A 19,011-nucleotide genomic window follows, 5' to 3' on the forward strand; every position below is an offset into this window, starting at 1 on the left:
CGTGAGCCAGGGCGTGGACGAAGCGGCGCATCGCGCCGCCTCGGATGCCGAGCGAGTCGCCTGGGTCGACGAGCAGGATCGCCCACTCGGCGGCGTGCCACGCGCCGAACTGCGCGCCCGGCGCCTGCTCGGGCGCGGCACCTACATCCTGCTGTTCAACTCGGCCGGCGAGCTGTGCGTGCATCGCCGCACCCTGAGCAAGGCGCTGTACCCCGGCTATTGGGACGTCGCCGCCGGCGGCATGGTCCTCGAAGGCGAGAGCTACGCCGACTCGGCGGCCCGCGAGCTGGCCGAAGAACTCGGCATCCGCGACGTGGCGCTGGTCGAGCACGCACACTTTCTCTACGACGCCCCGGAAAGCCGTCTGTGGTGCACGGCGTTTTCCGCAGTGTCCGACGCGCCATTGGTGCTGCAGCCCGAAGAGGTGCTCGAGGCGCGCTTCATTCCGCTCGCCGAGGCGCTGGCGGAAACCCATATCAAACCCTACTGCCCGGATTCGCTGGCGGCTTTGCAGCGCTATCTGGTCGCCACCCAAGGTCGGTAGGCGCGAATTCATTCGCGATGTTTTGTCGCGAGTCCGCCTCCGTACTGCGCTCGCGTGCAGCATTCCAGTCGCCGCCGTGCGACATGCCGAACAGCGTCGCCAATCCGTCGATCAATGGCGCAATTGTGCACTTAGCAGGCGTGGCCTTTGCCGTTACACTGCGCGCCCCGCGCCTTCCCCGGCGCGGCATGCGCTGCCCCTGCCAGAGTGGGGCTTCGCGGCTGACGCCAGTCAGCCAGTCGCTATCCTGACCAACCCAAGAGGAAAAAGCCGGTGGTCAAGAAAGCTTCGTCGTTTGCCGCGCTCAGCGGACTTGTCTATTCCACCGATGGCGGTCGGCATTGCCCCGACTGCGGCCAGCCGGTGCACGCCTGCATCTGCAAGCAAACCCTGATTCCCGAAGGCGACGGCATCGCCCGCGTGCGCCGCGAAACCAAGGGCCGTGGCGGCAAGACGGTGACCACCGTGAGCGGTGTACCGCTTGCCGAGGAACCGCTCAAGGAGCTCGCCAGCGTGCTGAAGAAACGCTGCGGCACCGGCGGCGCGCTGAAGGACGGCGTCATCGAAATCCAGGGCGACCACGTCGAGCTGCTGCTCGCCGAGTTGGTCAAGCGCGGCTTCAAAGCCAAGAAGTCCGGCGGTTGAAAACTACTGCGCTCGGCCATGCGGCGTTGAACACAGCCTCGGACGGTGGCGTGCCACCGAACGCCCAACGGGCGGTCCGAAAGGGCGAGCGAAGCGAGTACTGCTCATTTACACCTCGTAAACTCCGCGTCCTCGCCTGTTTTCGCCTTGCCTTGCCGTCGCTCGCGACGTTTTCCAGCAAGCTGCAAAACCACAGCTTCTAAACTTCACTGCATCGCTGGGGTCGACACTCCAGCAATCGTCATCTGCGCTCGTCACGCTCATCGAGGCTCGGCGGCGCCATTTCATTTTCGACAGGGGGACCCGATGTCCGTACGACGCACACGCAAAGATGACGGCAGCCAATGGACGGTCGCGGACAGCCGCAGTGTCTATGGCATTCGCCACTGGGGCGCCGGCTATTTCGCGATCAATGACGCCGGGCGCGTCGAGGTGCGGCCGAACGGTCCGGCCAGCGCGCCGATCGACCTGTTCGCCCAGGTCGACGAGCTGCGCCAGAGCGGCCTGTCGCTGCCGCTGCTGGTGCGTTTCCCGGACATTCTGCAGGACCGCGTGCGCAAGCTGACCGGCGCCTTCGACGCCAATATCGAGCGCCTCGAATACCAGAGCCGCTACACCGCGCTGTACCCGATCAAGGTCAACCAGCAGGAAGCGGTGGTGGAGAACATCATCGCCACCCAGGACGTATCGATCGGCCTCGAGGCCGGCTCCAAGCCCGAGCTGATGGCGGTGCTGGCCCTGGCGCCGAAGGGCGGCACCATCGTCTGCAACGGCTACAAGGACCGCGAGTTCATCAAGCTGGCGCTGATGGGCCAGAAGCTCGGCCACAGCGTGTTCATCGTCATCGAGAAGGAATCCGAGGTGCAGCTGGTGATCGACGAGGCGGCCGAGCTCAAGGTCGCCCCGCAGATCGGCCTGCGCGTGCGCCTGTCCTCGCTGGCCTCGTCGAAGTGGGCCGACACCGGCGGCGAAAAATCCAAGTTCGGCCTGTCCGCGGCGCAGCTGCTGTCGGTCATCGAGCGCTTCCGCGCCGCCAAGCTCGACCAGGGCATTCGCCTGCTGCACTTCCACATGGGCTCGCAGATCGCCAACCTGGCCGACTACCAGCACGGCTTCAAGGAAGCCATCCGCTACTACGGCGAGCTGCGCAGCCTCGGCCTGCCGGTCGATCACGTCGACGTCGGCGGCGGCCTGGGCGTCGACTACGACGGCACCCACTCGCGCAACGCCAGCTCGATCAACTACGACATCGACGACTACGCCGGCGTGGTGGTGAGCATGCTCAAGGAGTTCTGCGACGCGCAGGGCCTGCCGCACCCGAACATCTTCTCGGAGAGCGGCCGCTCGCTGACCGCGCATCATGCGGTGCTGGTCATGCAGGTCACCGACGTGGAGAAGCACAACGACGAGATGCCGGTGATCGACAACCTCGAAAACCTGCCGGAGACCGTGCGCTGGCTCGCCGAGCTGCTCGGCCCGACCGATATCGAGATGGTCACCGAGACCTACTGGCGCGCCACTCACTACATGAGCGACGTGGCCACGCAGTACGCCGACGGCAAGCTGACCCTGACCGAGAAGGCCCTCGCCGAGCAATGCTATTTCGCCGTCTGCCGGCGCCTGCACACCTCGCTGAAGGCCCGCCAGCGCTCGCACCGCGCGGTGCTCGACGAACTCAACGACAAGCTCGCGGACAAGTACATCTGCAACTTCTCGGTATTCCAGAGCCTGCCGGACACCTGGGCGATCGGCCAGATCCTGCCGATCCTGCCGCTCAATCGCCTCGACGAGGAGCCGCTGCGCCGCGCCGTGCTGCAGGACCTGACCTGCGACTCGGACGGCAAGATCCGCCAGTACGTCGACGAGCAGAGCATCGAGACCAGTCTGCCGGTGCACGAGGTACGCGAGGGCGAGGACTACCTGCTCGGTGTGTTCCTGGTCGGCGCCTACCAGGAAATCCTCGGCGACATGCACAACCTGTTCGGCGACACCGACTCGGTGAACCTCTACCAGAACCCGGACGGCAGCGTGTACCACGCCGGTATCGAGACCCACGACACCATCGAGGACATGCTGCGCTATGTGCACCTGTCGCCCGAGGAGCTGATGACCCACTACCGCGACAAGGTCGCCAGCGCGAAGATCAGCGCCCGCGAACGCACGCAGTTCCTCGACGCGTTGCGTTTGGGCCTGACTCGTTCGTCGTATCTGTCGTCCTGATGGTTCTGCAGGCATGAAAAAGCCCGGCGTCAGCCGGGCTTTTTCGTTCTGGGCGAAGCCTTGAGGGTGGCTTACCAGACCACTTCGAAGTCGGTCACGCTGGCGGTTTTCCAGAAAGTTTTAGCTTCCTTGCGCGAGACGCAGTTGACCGCTTGGGTGCCGTTGAAGCCGCAGACTGCCTCGGTCCAATCCGGCGAGCCAGTGACGTTGTAACCAAAGTCACCATTGGCCTCGGGGATGACCGGGGCGATGTTGACCCAACCCTCGCCCGGCCCGTTGGTTTGCTCGAGTTTCAACCAGACCACCGTGGTGGTCGGAATCTCACAGCCTTCCTCGCCATCCCAGCGAAAGCTGCCATTGACCATGGGTTCGCCCATCAGGCTGTCGAGGTTCCATTTCACTTCGACGTTGCTGGCCGTGCAGTCGCCAATGGTCACGTCGGATTTCGACAGGCTGCCTTTGCCCGGGCCTTCGGCGAAGGCCGGGGCGGTCATGCTGAGGGCGGCGATCAGGCTCAATACCTGGATTTTTTTCATGGGACGTCCTGCTGTCTGGAGAAAATGATTGGTGGCTATTAGCCATCAAATTTGCGCGGCGCGGCACGATAGCGGGCCGGCTGGGCCGAGTCCAGACAGTAAGAGCGGGTAATCCCTCGGCCTGAGGGCGGCCGGACTGCACTCATTCTCCGCTGGCTACAGCAGGCAAAAGCCCGCTGTAGAGCGGGCCTTTTATGGTGGTTCAGGACAAATTTAGCGGGCATGGACGCCATGGCCGGGCGTGACCGTCCGTCGGGATCACTCCGCGGCTACAGCCGAACCGTCTGTGGGCCTCAACTGCCCATGACCCCATAACCGCGTGCCATCAGCACCGCCAGTAGCGGGATGATCAGCAGCAGCAACAGCTCCAGGCGGATGGTCATGATCACCGCCTTGGCGCGCCCGGCGCTGATCTGCGGCGGCTGGCCGGCGAGTACCGCGTTGCGCCAGTTGAGGAAGGTGAAGGTCGGCAGGATGGAAATCAGCCCGACCAGGATGAACAGGCCGAGCTTGGCGTGGAACAGGAAGTTCTGCAGGTAGTAGTCGACACCCTTGGCGTACCACAGCACGCGGGCGAAGCCGGTCAGCAGCACCACCCCGGCGGTGGCGCCGTAGGCGATGTCGATGCGGATCAGCGTGCGCGCGCGCTGCGCATCGAGCAGCGCCGGCTTGAACAGTACGTGTTCAACGGTGAGAAGGGCGAACAGCGCGAAGATCGAGATGAAGTGCAGGTACGCGGCGATGGCCTGGCCCATGGGAGCTCCTTGTTGTCATTCTTCGAGGCTGGCATGGACCGCGCGATTGCGGCCCTGCTGCTTGGCACGGTACAGGGCGCGGTCGGCGCGTTCCAGTACGCTGGCTTGCGTCTCGCCCGTCGTCGCCAGCGCACTGCCGAGGCTGATGGTCTGCTGCACGCGGCCGTCCAGCATCGACTCGCCGGCGACGGTCTGGCGCATGCGCTCGGCAATCGCGGCGAGCTCGGTGGCGTCGTGGACGGCGACCACCGCGACGAACTCCTCGCCGCCCAGGCGCACCAGCAGATCGTCCGGGCGCAGCGCCGCAGTCAGGCGGCGCGCGCTTTCCCACAGCACCTGGTCGCCGGCGCCATGGCCGTGACCGTCGTTGACCTGCTTGAAATGGTCGAGGTCGGCGAAGATCACCCCAAGCTGCTGGCCGGCGTCGGCGGTGGCGCGCTGGGCGAACGGGAAGAACTGCTCGAGGCCGCCGCGGTTCCACAGCTGGGTCAGCGGGTCGAGCAGCGCCTTGCGCTGTTCGCGGTCGACCGCCTGGCGCAGGGTGTGCGTGCGCGTGCTCAGGGCGCGCAGTTGCAGGTAGCCTTCGGCCAGGGTGCCGAGGTCGCGCAGGTGGCGGCGTTCGTCGGCATCCAGGCTGCGCGGGGTGGGGTCGAAGACGCACAGGGTGCCGATCGGCTGACCGTCGCCGGCATACAGCAGCTGGCCGGCGTACATGCGAATGAACGGCGCGCCGGTCACCGAGGGGTTGCCGGTGAAGCGCGGATCGAGGAGGGCATCCTCGACCAGCATCTGCCCATCGCCGAGCAGCGCGTGGGCGCAGAAAGTCTGGTCGCGTTCGTTCTGGTCGCCGAGCAGACCGATGCGCGCCTTGAACCACTGGCGGTCGTGGTCGACCAGGCCGATCAGTGCCGACTCCACCCCGAACATGTCGCGCGCCAAGCGCACCAGGGTGTCCAGATAGTGTTCGGCGGGGGTGTCCATCAGGTCGAGCTGCTCCAACGCCTGCAGGCGTTGCGCTTCATCGACGGGGCACGGCGGTGTCTGCATCGGGGACTCCTTCAGGGGGACCGGGAAAACCAGGCATCGTCGCGACTCAGGCGCCAGGCGAGGCCGCCCAGGCTGAGTCCGCGGATCAGCATAAAGCACAGAAACGCCAGCCACAGGCCATGATTGCCGAGGCCCTGCAGCCACCAGCCGAGCGGCAGCGCCAGGGCCACGGCGATCAGCATGGCGTCGCGCATCTCGCGGGCGCGGGTGGCGCCGATGAACAGGCCGTCGAGCAGGTAGCTGGCCATCGCCACCGGCGGCAGCACGGCCAGGTACGGCAGGTACACATAGGCCACCATACGCACCGCGGCGATGTCGCTCTGCAGGTCGATGAACAGCCGCCCGCCGAGCAGGAACAGCGCGGTGAAGGCCAGGCTGCCGAGCAGCGCCCACAGCCCGGTGACCGTCACCGCGCGGCGCAGGGCAAGGCGGTCGCCGGCGCCGATGGCGTGCCCGCACAGCGCTTCCATGGCGTGCGCCAGGCCATCCAGCGCGTAGGCGGTGATCAGCAGGCCGTTGAGCAGCAGCGCATTGGCCGCCACCGTGGCGTCGCCGAGGCGTGCGCCCTGCACGGTGAGCAGGAAGAACACCCCCTGCAGGGCCAGCGAGCGGATGAAGATGTCACGGTTCACCGCCAGCAGCGGCCGCCAGTTGCTCCAGCGGCGCAGCGCCGGCCAGTCGAGTCGGCCCGGATGGCGACGCAGTGCGCTGCGCGTCAGCCACAGGCCGAGCAGCGCGCCGCTCCATTCGGCGAGCACCGCGGCACGCGCCGCGCCGACCACGCCCCAGTCCAGGCCGAGGACGAACCACAGCGACAGCGCGGCGTTCAGCAGGTTTGTGGTGAGCAGAATGGCCAGCGGCGCGCGGGCGTTCTGGTTGCCGAGGAACCAGCCGACCAGCGCGTAGTTGGCCAGCGCGCCGGGCAGGCCGAACAGGCGGGTGTGGAAGAACTCGCGGGTCAGGCTGTCCAGCGCGCTGGAAGGGTTCATCAGGCCGAGGGCGAAGCCGGAGAACGGCAGGGCCAGCGCGCCGAGCAGCAGTGCCAGACCGAGGGCGAGGAGCAGCCCCTGCAGCAGCACCTGGCGAAGTGCGCTGCCGTCGCCGCGGCCGGCAGCCTGGGCGGCGAAGCCGGTGGTGCCCATGCGTAGGAAGCCGAGGATGCCGGCGAGCAGGGTGTAGAGCATGCCGCCGACCGCCACCGCGCCGAGTTGGTGGGCGTGCGGCAGGTGGCCGACCACCGCGCTGTCGACCAACGCCACCAGCGGGATCGACAGGTTGGAGAGAATCATCGGCAGCGCCAGCGCCCACACCTTGTGGTGGGTCGGGCGGTGCCGCCAGGCGTCGTGGATCGAGGACATGCGCAACTCCCTGCGAGGCCGCCAGTGTAATGAGAAGGGCGGGCGTTCTCCTATTCCTGGTTGGGCCGCGCCCGCGTCCAGACAGCGCGGCGCAGGCCACATCGCCGCGCCCCGCGAGCGGCTATAGTTGCCGCTTCGCCCCACCCACTCAGGGAGTTTGTGATGCCGTACAAGGGATTGTGCCTGGCCCTCGCGTTCGTGTTGCTCGGTGCCTGCGACTCGTCCACCGACAGCCCGAAAACCGCCACGCCGGCGCCGGCCGCCAGCGCCGAACAGGCCCGCCCGGCGGCGGATGCCAAGGCCCTGGCGCAGCGCTACGCCGGCCGCGAGCTGGAGGTGGTGGACGTCTCGGAAGTGCAGCTCGACGGCGCCAGCGCGCTGTCGGTGAGCTTCTCGGTGCCGCTCGATCCGGAGCAGAGCCTCGTCGATCGCCTGCACCTGGTCGACAGCAAGGACGGCAAGGTCGACGGCGCCTGGGAACTGGCCGACAACCTGATGGAGGTGCGCCTGCGTCACCTCGAGCCGCGCCGCAAGCTGGTGTTCACCGCCGACGCCGGGCTGCGCGCGGTGAACGGCCAGGCGTTGGCCAAGGAACACGTGGCGCGCCTGGAAACCCGCGACCTGCAGGCCAGCGTCGGCTTCGCCAGTCGTGGCTCGCTGCTGCCGACCCGGCTCGCCGAAGGCCTGCCGGTGATCGCCCTGAACGTCGACAAGGTCAACGTCGAGTTCTTCCGCATCAAGCCGCAGGCGCTGCCGGCCTTCCTCAGCCGCTGGGGACGCAGCAGCGCCCTGGACACCTGGGAGGCGCGCGAGCTGCTGCCGATGGCCGAACTGGTCTACGGCGGCCGCTTCGACCTGAATCCGGCGCGCAACACCCGCGAGACCCTGCTGCTGCCGATCGCCGGCCTGGAACCGCTGAAACAGCCCGGGGTGTACCTGGCGGTGCTCCGCGAAGCCGGCAGCTATGCCTATTCGCAGCCGGCCACGTTGTTCAGCCTGAGCGACATCGGCCTGTCCGCGCACCGCTACCGCGACCGACTCGACGTGTTCACCCAGGCCCTGGAAGGTGGCAAGGCGCTGGCCGACATCGAACTGGAAATCCTCGACGACGCCGGGCGCAGCCTGGCCAGCGGCAAGACCGATGGCGCCGGCCACGCCGAGCTGCCGCTGCCGGCCAAGGCCGACCTGCTGTTGGCCCGCCAGGACGGGCAGACCAGCCTGCTGCGCCTGTCCGGCGCGGCGCTCGATCTTGCCGAGTTCGACATCGCCGGGCCGCAGGCGCACCCGCTGCAGTTCTTCGTGTTCGGCCCGCGCGACCTGTACCGGCCGGGCGAGACGGTGCTGCTCAACGGCCTGCTGCGCGACGCCGACGGCCGCGCGGTCAAGGCGCAGCCGATCAATGTCGAAGTGCGCCGCCCCGACGAGCAGGTCAGCCGCAAGTTCGTCTGGAGCGCCGACGCCAACGGCCTCTACCAGTACCCGCTGGAGATCGCCAAGGAGGCGCCGACCGGCAAGTGGCAGCTACTCCTCGACCTCGGTGACGGCAAGCCGCAGCTCTATGAATTCCTCGTCGAGGACTTCCTGCCCGAACGCCTGGCCCTGGAACTCAAGGGCAGCGCCACGCCGCTGCTGCCGAGCGACAACCCGCAGTTTCAGGTCAACGGCCGCTACCTGTACGGCGCGCCGGCCTCCGGCAACCGCCTGACCGGGCAGCTCTACGTGCGTCCGTTGCGCGACGCGGTGGCCGGGTTACCTGGTTACCAGTTCGGCTCGGTGACCGAGGAGGAACTCAGCCAGGACCTCGACCTCGATGAAGTCAGCCTGGACGCCGAAGGCAACGTGACCCTCGACGTGGAGAGCAAGTGGGAGGGCGCCAAGTCGCCGCTCAAACTGATCCTCCAGGCCAGCCTGCAGGAGTCCGGTGGCCGGCCGATCACCCGCCGCCTGGTGCAGCCGGTGTGGCCGGCCGAGCGGTTGCCGGGGGTGCGCGGGCTGTTCGACGGCGACTCGGTGGACGCCGACGGCCTCGCCGAGTTCGAGCTGCTGCTCGCCGACCCCGACGGCAACAAGCTGGCGGCCGACGAGCTCAAGGTGCGCCTGGTCCGCGAGCGTCGCGACTACTACTGGAACTACTCGGAGAGCGACGGCTGGAGCTACCACTACAACGAGAAGTACCTGCAGCTCAGCGAGGAGACGGTGAAAGTCGCCGCAGGCGGCACCGCCAAGGTCGGCTTCCCGGTCGAGTGGGGCCCGTATCGCATCGAGGTCGAGGACCCGCAGACCAAACTGGTCAGCAGCCTGCGCTTCTGGGCCGGCTACCGCTGGCAGGACAACGCCGAAGGCGGCGCGGTGCGTCCCGACCAGGTCAAGCTGGCACTGGACAAGCCGGCCTACCAGGACGGCGACACCGCCAAGGTCACGGTCACCCCGCCGACTGCCGGCAACGGCTACCTGCTGGTCGAGTCCAGCGAAGGGCCGCTGTGGTGGCAGCCGATCGAGGTGCCGGCCGAGGGCAAGAGCTTCGAAATTCCGATCGCCAAGGACTGGGCGCGCCACGACCTGTACGTCAGCGCGCTGGTGATCCGGCCCGGCGAGCGCAAGGCCAACGTCACCCCGAAACGGGCGGTCGGCCTGCTGCACCTGCCGCTGCAGCGCGCCGAGCGCAAGCTGGCGCTGAGCCTGCTGGCGCCGGAGAAGATGCGCCCCAAACAGCCGCTCAAGGTCCGTGTGCAGGCCCGCGACGCCAGCGGCGCACCGGCGCGCGAGGCGCATGTGCTGGTCGCCGCCGTGGACGTCGGCATCCTCAACATCACCGAGTACCCGACCCCCGATCCGTTCGCCGCACTGTTCGGCCGCAAGGCCTATGGCGCTGACCAGCTGGACGTCTACGGCCAGCTGATCGAGGCCGGTCAGGGCCGCCTGGCCAGCCTGGCCTTCGGTGGCGACGCGGCGCTGGCCGGCGGTGGCAAGCGCCCGGACACCAGCGTGACGATCGTCGCCCTGCAGAGCCAGGCGCTGACCCTCGACGCCCAGGGGGAGGGCGAGGTCAGCCTGGACATCCCCGACTTCAACGGCGAGCTGCGCCTGATGGCGCAGGTATGGACCGACGATCACTACGGCATGGCCGAGGCCAAGACGGTGGTCGCCGCGCCGCTGATCGCCGAGCTGTCAGCACCGCGCTTCCTCGCCGGAGGCGATGAAACCAGCCTCGCCCTGGACCTCAGCAACCTCACCGAACAGGCCCAGCAGCTCGACGTGCAGCTCAGCGCCAGCGGTCAACTGAGCCTCACCGAGAGCAACGGCGAACAGACCGTGCCGCTGCAACTGGCGCCGGGGCAGCGCACCACCCTGCACATTCCGGTGCGCGCGGTCGGTGGCTACGGCCAGGGCCGGCTGGCGGTGCGGGTCAACGGCTTGCAACTGCCCGGCGAAAACCTCGGCAGCTACAGTCGCGAGTGGAGCCTGGGCATTCGCCCGGCCTACCCGGCGCAGCTGAAGAGCTTCCGCGCGGTGCTCAAGGACCAGCCGTGGAGCCTGCCCGGCGATGCGCTGGACGGCCTCGAGCCGGCCGGTCGCGAGGCGCTGCTGCAGCTCTCCAGCCGTCCGCCGCTGAACCTCGCCGAGCAGATTCGCAAGCTGGAAAGCTACCCCTACGGCTGCCTCGAGCAGACCACCAGCGGCCTCTATCCGAGCCTCTACGCCGACGCCGCCAGCCTGCAGCGCCTCGGCATCCAGGGCGAGGACGACGCCACGCGGCGGCGCAAGATCGAGCTGGGCATCGAACGCCTGCTCGGCATGCAGCGTTACAACGGCAGCTTCGCCCTGTGGAGCGCCGACGGCGAGGAGGAGTACTGGCTGACTGCCTACGTCACCGATTTCCTCCTGCGCGCCCGCGAGCAGGGCTTTGCCGTACCGGCCGAGGCGCTGAAGAAGGCCAGCGACCGGCTGCTGCGCTACCTGCAGGAACGCAGCCTGATCGAGGTCGGTTACAGCGACGACAGCGACCACACCCGCTTCGCCGTGCAGGCCTACGCCGGCTACGTGCTTGCGCGCAGCCAGCAGGCGCCGCTCGGCGCGCTGCGCAGCCTGTACGAGCGCCGTGTCGACGCCGAGTCGGGCCTGCCGCTGGTGCAGCTGTCGGTGGCGCTGCAGAAGATGGGCGACCAGCCGCGCGCCGACGATGTGCTCTCCGCCGGTCTGGCGCGGGTGCGCGACAACGACAAGTGGCTGGGCGACTACGGCAGCCCGCTGCGCGATCAGGCGCTGTTGCTGGCGCTGCTCGAGGAGCACGACCTGGCCGCCGGGCACCGCGAGGAACGCCTGTTCGGCCTCGCCGACGAGCTGGCCGGACGTCCCTATCTGTCGACCCAGGAGCGCAACGCGCTGTTCCTCGCCGGCCGTGGCCTGCTCGGCAAGCCGGAAGGCGCCTGGCGCGCCGAGCTCAGCGTGGCCGGCCAGGCGCGCGAGCTGGACAACGCCAACGCCGGGGTGAAGCTGGAGGGTGACGGCCTGGCCGTGCCGCTCAGCGTGCACAACCTCGGCGACGCGGCGCTGTACCAGCAGCTGAACATCTCCGGTTACCCGACCAGCGCGCCGCCGGCCGGCGGCGACAACCTGAGCATTCGCCGCGAATACCTCGGCCTGGACGGCGAGCCGCTGGCGCTCGACGGGCTGGCCAGCGGAGAGCTGGTGCTGGTGCACATCGCCCTGGAAGCCAAGCAGCGGGTGCCCGACGCGCTGGTGGTCGACCTGCTGCCGGCCGGCCTCGAGCTGGAGAACCAGAACCTCGCGCAGAGCGCCGCCAGCCTCGACGACGCCAGCGCTGCGGTGAAGGAGTGGAAGCGCTCGATGGAGAACGCCAGCATCAAGCACCAGGAATACCGCGACGACCGTTACGTCGCCGCGCTGGACGTCGGCAGCTACGACACCACTCACCTGCTGTACCTGGCCCGCGCCGTCACCCCCGGCAGCTATCGCGTGCCGCCGCCGCAAGTGGAGTCGATGTACCGGCCGAACTGGCAGGCGGTCGGCGCCGCGCCGGCGCAGTTGGTGGTGAAGGGCCGCTGATAGCGTTCCCCCGACCCTCTCTCATGGATGGGAGAGGGCGAGGGGAGGGCCTCCGCTCAGCCAATCAACAGACTGAGCACCCACAGGCCGATCAGCAGCACGATGACGCCGTAGACGATCGAGCCGCGCAGGAAGGCGCGTAGCGCGCTGACCAGTAGCAGCAGGCCGACGATCAGGGCGAGGATGCTCAGCAGGGTCGGGTCCATGCCCAGCGAGCGGGCCAGGCCGTCGAGGAAGTTGGCGCCGGCGCGGCCGAGCATGGCGAAGAAGCTGCCGAGGCCTTCGACGATGAAGCGGATGATCGCGCCGAGGGTTTCGCCGAGCCATTCAAAAAAGCTTTCTGCGCGCATCGTATCCGTCCTTAAAATCGCGATACCCATTGGGCCACTCGTGTTCACCGCGAGTTCCCTAACCGCTTCGCTGGAGTCCCCCATGTCCTGGCAACACCGCCTGGCCACCCGTGCCGACCTGCCGCGCATCGTCGCGATCTACAACTCGACCGTCGCCTCGCGGATGGTCACCGCCGACCTCGAACCGGTCAGTGTGGAGAGTCGCGAATCCTGGTTTGCCGAACACCAGCCCGAGCGGCGCCCGCTGTGGGTGGTCGAGCGTGACGACGCGATCGCCGGCTGGCTGAGCTTCTCCGACTTCTACGGCCGCCCGGCCTACGGGCGCACCGCCGAGCTGAGCATCTATCTGGACGAAGCCGTTCGCGGCCAGGGCCTCGGTCGCCACCTGTTGCAACTGGCCATCGACGCCGCGCCGGGAGTCGGCCTGGACACCCTGTTGGGCTTCATCTTTGGCCACAACCAGGCCAGCCTAGCGCTGTTCGAGCGCTTCGGTTTCGCCCGCTGGGGTGAGCTGCCGCGGGTCGCGGTGCTCGATGGGGTGGAGCGCGACCTGATCATCGTCGGCCGCCGGCTGACGGACGCCTGACGCGATGCAGCTCCGCGCAGGGATGCGCGCGCTGGGCCGCCACCTGCGCCGGCCCTGGCTGGCCGCACCGTTGCTGTTGCTCGGCCTGCTGTGGGCCGGCGACCGGTTGTTCCCGCTGCCGTTGCCGGCCGATGACCTGGCCCGCGTGGTGCTCGCCGAGGACGGCACGCCGCTGTGGCGCTTCGCCGACAGCGACGGCGTGTGGCGCTACCCGGTGACCGCCGACGAGGTCTCGCCGTACTACCTGGAGGCGCTACTGACCTACGAGGATCGCTGGTTCTACCGCCATCCCGGGGTCAACCCGCTGGCCCTGGCGCGCGCTACCTGGCAGAACCTCAGCGGTGGCCGCGTGCTGTCCGGCGGCAGCACCCTGTCGATGCAGGTGGCGCGCTTGCTCGATCCGCACGCGCGCAGCCTGCCTGGCAAGCTCAAGCAGCTGTGGCGCACCGCGCAGCTGGAGTGGCACCTGTCCAAGGAGCAGATCCTCGCCCTGTACCTCAACCGCGCGCCGTTCGGCGGCACCCTGCAGGGCGTCGCGGCGGCCAGCTGGGCCTACCTCGGCAAGCCGCCCAGCCAGCTGACCCGCAGCGAGGCGGCGCTGCTCGCGGTGCTGCCGCAGGGCCCCAGTCGGTTACGTCCGGACCGCCATCCGGAACGCGCCCAGGCGGCGCGCGACAAGGTGCTCAAGCGCCTCGCCGCCTTCGGCGTGTGGCCGCAGCCGGCGGTCGACGAGGCGTTGCAGGAGCCGGTGCTGCTCGCCCCGCGCCAGGAGCCGCGGCTGGCGCCGTTGCTGGCGCGGCGCCTGAACCGGCCGGGCAGCCCGCCGCTGATCCGCACGCTGATCGACGCCCCGCTGCAGCGTCGCCTCGAGGACCTGCTGCTCGGCTGGCGCGCGCGCCTGCCGGCCTCCACCTCGGCGGCGATCCTGGTGGTCGAGGCGCAGAACATGGCGGTGCGCGCCTACCTCGGCTCGGTGGACCTCGGCGACGCACGGCGCTTCGGCCATGTCGACATGGTCCAGGCGCTGCGCTCGCCGGGCTCGACGCTCAAACCGTTTCTCTACGGGCTGGCCCTGGACGGCGGCTTGATCCATTCCGAGTCGCTGCTGCAGGACGTGCCGCGCAGCTACGGCGACTACCGGCCGGGCAACTTCTCCAGTGGCTTCAGCGGCGCGGTGTCGGCCAGCGAGGCGCTGGCCACCTCGCTCAACCTGCCGGCCGTGCAGTTGCTCGAGGCCTACGGGCCTAAGCGCTTCGCCGGCGAACTGCGCAGCGCCGGTGTGCCGCTGAGCCTGCCGCCACTCGCCGAGCCGAATCTGGCCTTGATCCTGGGTGGCGCCGGCAGTCGCCTGGAAGACCTGGTCGGCGGCTACAGCGCCTTCGCCCGCGCCGGCAAGACCGCCCATCCGCGCCTGCAGGCGCAGGACACCCTGCAGGAGCGGCGCCTGCTGTCGCCCGGTGCAGCGTGGATCGTGCGGCGCATCCTCAGCGGCCAGGCGCGCCCGGACCGCGACCCGCGCGCGCAACTCAGCCCGCGCCCGGCGCTGGCCTGGAAGACCGGCACCAGCTACGGCTTTCGCGACGCCTGGGCAATCGGCGTCGGGCCGCGCTTCCTGATCGGCGTGTGGCTCGGGCGGCCCGACGGCACGCCGGTGCCGGGGCAGTTCGGCCTGGCCTCGGCGGCGCCGTTGCTGCTGCAGGTGCACGACCTGCTGGTCAACCGCGATGCCCAGCGCGGCTTCGCGCAGCCGCAGGACCCGGCGCCCGCCGGCGTCGGCGTGGCGGCGATCTGCTGGCCGCTCGGCCAGCCGCTGGCCAAGGACGATCCCAACTGCCGGCGGCAGCGCTTCGCCTGGACCCTCGATGGCACCACGCCGCCGACCCTGCAGGGCGCCGATCAGCCGCTCGGCTTGGGCCTGCAGCAGAACCTCTGGCTCAGCGCCGCCGGACGCCGCGTCGATCCGACCTGCGCGGGCGCGCGCTTGCAGCAGCTGGTGTTTTGGCCGGCGGCGCTGGAGCCGTGGCTGCCGCGTCGCGAGCGGCGTGCCGCGCGACTGCCGGCGCTCGATGCCACCTGCCCGGCGCGCCAGGAACCGCTGCCGGCGCCGCTGTCGATTGTCGGCATCCGTCCCGGCGACCAGCTACGCCGCCCGGCGTCGAGTGCCGAGCCGCTGCGCCTGCAGCTTTCGGCGCTGGGCGGCAGCGGGCGGCGTTGGTGGTTTCTCAATGGCGTGCCGGTCGGCGAGACGCTGCCGGGCGAGAGCCTGACGCGCACCCTCGAAATGCTGGGGCGCTACCAGCTCAGCCTGCTCGACCAGAGCGGCGCCACGGCGCGCGTCGAGTTCCGCGTCGGCGACTGAGTGGGTTGCCGCTCAGGCGAAGTCGGCGAGGACGATGCGGTCGCGGCCTTCGGCCTTGGCCTGATACAGCGCGTTGTCGACCCGTTTGAAGAACGCTTCGGGGCTGTCGTCGCGCTGCGGGTCGAAGCTGCCGACGCCGAGGCTGGCGGTCAGCGGCAGGTTGCGCTCGTTGAGGCTGAAACCGCTGGCCAGCAGTTCGCTGCGGAAGCGCTCGGCGAGCACCCGCGCCTGGTTGGGCAGGGTGTCGGGCATCAGCACGCCGAACTCCTCACCGCCGAGGCGCAGCAGCGCATCGCTGTCGCGGCGGAACACTTCGCGCATGCGCTCGGCGAACGCCTGCAGGCAGAGGTCGCCACTGGAGTGGCCGAACTCGTCATTGATGCGCTTGAAGAAGTCGATGTCGATCAGCACCAGCGACAGCGGCGTGTGCTGGCGCCGGGCGACCGCCACCAGGGTCGGGAACAGGTTGTTGAACTGATGGCGGTTGCCCAGCTGGGTCAGGCTATCGGTGCGGCTGAGCTGGTCGTAGCGCTCGCGCTGCTCGACCAGTTCCTGTTCCAGGGCGATGGTGGTGTGGTACTCCTGGTGGCTGCGGTTGAGCGCCAGCAGCAGGTAGCTGAAGTACAGCGCGAGGGTCACCAGCTCCGCCTGTTGCTGCTGGTGATCGAGCGCCAGCACCAGCAGGCCGGGCACGTAGAGCAGCAGGATGGCCGTCGTGCAGCGCAGCTTGCGCATCGAGAAGCTGAACGCCATGGCGGTGCTGAAGGCGATGGTGCTGAGCGTGGCGATCAGCCGCGACGGCGCGAATTCCGGGCGGTACAACGCCCAGGCATGGGCCAGGCCCCAGCCCAGCGCGGTGAGCAGGATCAGCCCCCAGTGCCGGTCGATCCAGCGCTGCAGGTCGGCGGTGGTTTCCTGGGCGCCGAGGCGGTGGCTGCGGCGGGCGATCAGCATCAGCGTGAAGAACAGCGTGGCGCCGATACCGAGCGGCAGGATGGCCAGCGGCGTGCTGGAAAAACCCCAGGTCAGCAGCCAGGCGAGCAGGTAGTAGAAGCCGCCCAGGCGGGTGCGAATCAGGGTGTCCTGCGACTCCCGCCAGAGGGGAAAGTAATCCGGGTGATGCAGGCGCGACTCGGTGGTCATGTTTTTTTGTGATCACAGATTGGCTGATGGCAGCATAGCGCCACTATGCCCACACGGCTGGCCGATTTCCACTGCCGCCTACGAACGGTTATCAACCTCCGTGACCGCTCATCCCGACTAAGCATGATTTTGTATACACAACCTTAAGTTCGCTGCCGCGCCGGTCGATATAGCAGCAAGGCGCACGGGTGGGTGAGGTGCGCAACCTTGTATACAACTCCTTCCTCTTCCTCAGGTGGACCATGCGAATCTGGCAACGCAGTATCCAGTGGCAACTCACCCTCAGCATGGGTGCTGCCCTGCTGGTCAGCATCCTTATCGTCATCGGCGTGTACGGCTGGGTGGTCAACCGTCTGGCCGAGCGGGCGCTGGTCGACAACGCGCTGCCGGCCAGCGTCGAGGCGATCGGCAACGACCTCGAGCGCATCCTCGCCGCACCGCTCACTGCGGCGGCGGACATCGCCGGCAACAGCCTGGTCGGTGATTGGCTGGCCGGCGGCGAAGACCCGGCGCGCCAGCCCGATTTCCAGCGCTACCTTGGCGTGTTGCGCAGCCAGCATCAGGCGCTGACCACCTTCATCGTCTCGGCGGGCAGTGGCAACTACTACACCGACCAGAAGCTCGATCGCACGCTGCAGCGCGGCAAGGCCAGCGATGCCTGGTTCTATGGCTTCCTCGACAGCGGCCAGGAGCGGCAGCTGGCGATCGACATCGACAAGTCGAACAACGTGCCGAGCCTGTTCATCAACGTACGCATTCGCCAGGACGGCAAGAACCTTGGCGTGGCCGGCCTCGGCTTCGGCATGCAGGCGATGTCGGAACTGGTGCGCAACTTCCACTTCGGCGAGCGCGGGCGCATCTACCTGGTCGACGACGCCGGCCAGGTGAAGATCCATCCGCAGGCCGAGCTGAACAACAGCCGCAGCCTCGGCGACCTGCTCGGCGCCGACGTGGCCCGCGAGCTACTCGGCGGCAACGGCAAGGCGCTGCGCTTCCAGCGCGACGGCGAGACCTACCTGGTGGTGTCGCGCGAACTGAAGAGCCTCGGCTGGCGCCTGGTCAGCGAAGTGCCGGAGGCGGAAATCTACGCCGAGGCGCGCCAGGCCATGCTCAGCAGCAGCCTGATCGGCCTGGCCGTGGCGCTGCTGGTGCTTGGCCTGGTGGCGCTGCTGGCGCGCGGTCTGGTGCGGCCGTTGCAGCAGGTCACCGCGGCGCTGGTGGAGATCGGCGGCGGTGGCGGCGACCTGACTCGCCGTCTCGACGAATCGCGGGCCGACGAGCTGGGCGATCTGGCGCGCGGCTTCAACCGTTTCCTGGAAAGCCAGCGCAGCCTGATCGGCGAAGTGCTGGCCACCAGTCAACGCCTGCGCGGCTCGGTCGGCCAGGTCGCCGAAGTGGTGGAGAACACCGCCGGGCGCGCCGGCCGCCAGCGCGAAATGACCGACATGGTCGCCACCGCGGTGCACGAAATGGGCCTCACCGTGCAGGAGATCGCGCGCAACGCCAGCGACGCCGCGCAGGCGTCGCACAACGCGCGCAGCGAGGCGCTCCAGGCCCGGCAGGTGGTCGGTAGCTCCATCGCGCACATCGAAAAGATGTCCGGCGAGATCGGCCACGCTTCGGCGGCGGTCGGCGAACTGGCCCATGAAGTGGCGTCGATCGACCAGGTGTTGTCGGTGATTCGCGGCATCTCCGAGCAGACCAACCTGCTCGCCCTCAACGCCGCCATCGAGGCGGCGCGCGCCGGCGAGCTGGGCCGCGGCTTCGCGGTGGTCGCCGACGAGGTGCGCACCCTGGCCAGCCGTACCCAGGCCTCGACCGGCGAAATCCAGCAGATGATCGAGCGCCTGAAGAGCGGCGCCGACAGCGCGGTGCATTCCATGCAGGCCGGGCAGGCCGCCACCGGCACCGGTGTCGAAGCCACCCAGCGCACCGGTGTGTCGCTTAGCGCGATCACCGAGCAGGTCGAGCGCATCAGCGATATGAACACCCAGGTCGCCACCGCCACCGAGGAGCAGTCCTCGGTGACCGAGGAGATCAACCGCAACGTGCAGGGCATCGCCGACCTGGCGCACGCCACCTCCGCCGACACCGAGCGTTGCCGCACGGACTGCCAGACTTTGCGCGCGCTGGCCGACGACCTGACTCGGCAGATGGGTAGCTTCCGCCTGTAACACAGCCACCCTGACAGGTAGCCGGTCCGCCTGGTGCGGGCCGCCGAAGCCGTCGCAGTTCCGCGTTTAGCACGGGGGATTGCGTCGGCTTCGTGGTTTTTGCGGCGGGCTGGTGGCGCTCTGCCGGCTACCCGTCCGTGGCATCGACAGCCCTGGCGCGCGCCGCCCTACTGGCGCCCCACGGCCTGGAGCATGCGGTCCCATTGGCTGTGTCTGTGGCCTTTGCC

At 68.7% G+C, this 19,011-nt stretch carries 13 protein-coding genes; 7 read left to right on the forward strand and 6 right to left on the reverse strand.

The genetic code is table 11. From position 1 onward, the window contains the following. Position 1 precedes the first annotated feature (1 nt). From JQX08_RS11540 to speA, 3 genes are all read left to right on the forward strand, one after another. The gene (locus JQX08_RS11540; protein ID WP_346727593.1) at positions 2-544 is read left to right on the forward strand and encodes an NUDIX hydrolase; all 543 of its coding nucleotides are present in this window, start codon (positions 2-4) and stop codon (positions 542-544) included. 273 nt (positions 545-817) lie between these two features. Beyond that, a complete protein-coding gene (locus JQX08_RS11545; protein ID WP_205348524.1) occupies positions 818-1,189 on the forward strand; it encodes a translation initiation factor Sui1 in 372 nt (123 codons plus the stop codon). A 306-nt stretch (positions 1,190-1,495) separates the two neighbouring features. Continuing rightward, entirely contained in the window at positions 1,496-3,409 is a 1,914-nt protein-coding gene (gene speA, locus JQX08_RS11550; RefSeq protein WP_205348525.1) for an arginine decarboxylase, read from the forward strand. A gap of 71 nt (positions 3,410-3,480) precedes the next feature. Here speA and JQX08_RS11555 read toward each other — a convergent pair whose 3' ends face one another. The 4 genes from JQX08_RS11555 to JQX08_RS11570 all read right to left on the reverse strand — a co-directional run bounded on the left by JQX08_RS11555 (position 3,481) and on the right by JQX08_RS11570 (position 7,105). Then, positions 3,481-3,945: a hypothetical protein gene (locus JQX08_RS11555; RefSeq protein ID WP_205348526.1), complete on the reverse strand. Its 465-nt coding sequence runs from the start codon at positions 3,943-3,945 to the stop codon at positions 3,481-3,483. 293 nt (positions 3,946-4,238) lie between these two features. Beyond that, positions 4,239-4,700: a DUF2214 family protein gene (locus JQX08_RS11560; protein ID WP_205348527.1), complete on the reverse strand. Its 462-nt coding sequence runs from the start codon at positions 4,698-4,700 to the stop codon at positions 4,239-4,241. Positions 4,701-4,715: 15 nt separating this feature from the next. Then, positions 4,716-5,747: a GGDEF domain-containing protein gene (locus tag JQX08_RS11565; RefSeq protein WP_205348528.1), complete on the reverse strand. Its 1,032-nt coding sequence runs from the start codon at positions 5,745-5,747 to the stop codon at positions 4,716-4,718. 11 nt (positions 5,748-5,758) lie between these two features. Then, positions 5,759-7,105: an MATE family efflux transporter gene (locus tag JQX08_RS11570; RefSeq protein WP_205348529.1), complete on the reverse strand. Its 1,347-nt coding sequence runs from the start codon at positions 7,103-7,105 to the stop codon at positions 5,759-5,761. A gap of 162 nt (positions 7,106-7,267) precedes the next feature. Here JQX08_RS11570 and JQX08_RS11575 point away from each other — a divergent pair, with 162 nt between their 5' ends. After that, entirely contained in the window at positions 7,268-12,172 is a 4,905-nt protein-coding gene (locus JQX08_RS11575) for an alpha-2-macroglobulin family protein (RefSeq protein WP_205348530.1), read from the forward strand. 56 nt (positions 12,173-12,228) lie between these two features. Here the strand turns inward: JQX08_RS11575 and JQX08_RS11580 are convergent, their stop codons facing one another. Then, positions 12,229-12,522 carry a hypothetical protein gene (locus tag JQX08_RS11580; RefSeq protein ID WP_205348531.1) on the reverse strand — a complete coding sequence of 98 codons (294 nt, stop codon included), beginning with the start codon at positions 12,520-12,522 and terminating at the stop codon, positions 12,229-12,231. An 82-nt stretch (positions 12,523-12,604) separates the two neighbouring features. On the opposite strand from JQX08_RS11580, the gene JQX08_RS11585 reads away from it, so the two are divergent. Next, a complete protein-coding gene (locus tag JQX08_RS11585; protein WP_205348532.1) occupies positions 12,605-13,108 on the forward strand; it encodes a GNAT family N-acetyltransferase in 504 nt (167 codons plus the stop codon). A 4-nt stretch (positions 13,109-13,112) separates the two neighbouring features. Next, positions 13,113-15,467, forward strand: coding sequence for a peptidoglycan glycosyltransferase PbpC (gene pbpC / locus JQX08_RS11590; RefSeq protein WP_430472522.1), 2,355 nt, complete (start codon positions 13,113-13,115; stop codon positions 15,465-15,467). Between the two features lie 12 nt (positions 15,468-15,479). Here the strand turns inward: pbpC and JQX08_RS11595 are convergent, their stop codons facing one another. Further along, positions 15,480-16,610 (reverse strand): GGDEF domain-containing protein, encoded by a 1,131-nt coding sequence (locus JQX08_RS11595; RefSeq protein ID WP_205348533.1) that lies wholly within the window; start codon positions 16,608-16,610, stop codon positions 15,480-15,482. Positions 16,611-16,852: 242 nt separating this feature from the next. Between JQX08_RS11595 and JQX08_RS11600 the strand changes: the two genes are divergently transcribed. After that, positions 16,853-18,784, forward strand: a complete 1,932-nt coding sequence (locus JQX08_RS11600) for a methyl-accepting chemotaxis protein (RefSeq protein WP_205348534.1) — start codon at positions 16,853-16,855, stop codon at positions 18,782-18,784. Positions 18,785-19,011: the final 227 nt, after the last annotated feature.

It is taken from the genome of Zestomonas insulae (genome assembly GCF_016901015.1).
Lineage (GTDB): Bacteria > Pseudomonadota > Gammaproteobacteria > Pseudomonadales > Pseudomonadaceae > Aquipseudomonas > Aquipseudomonas insulae.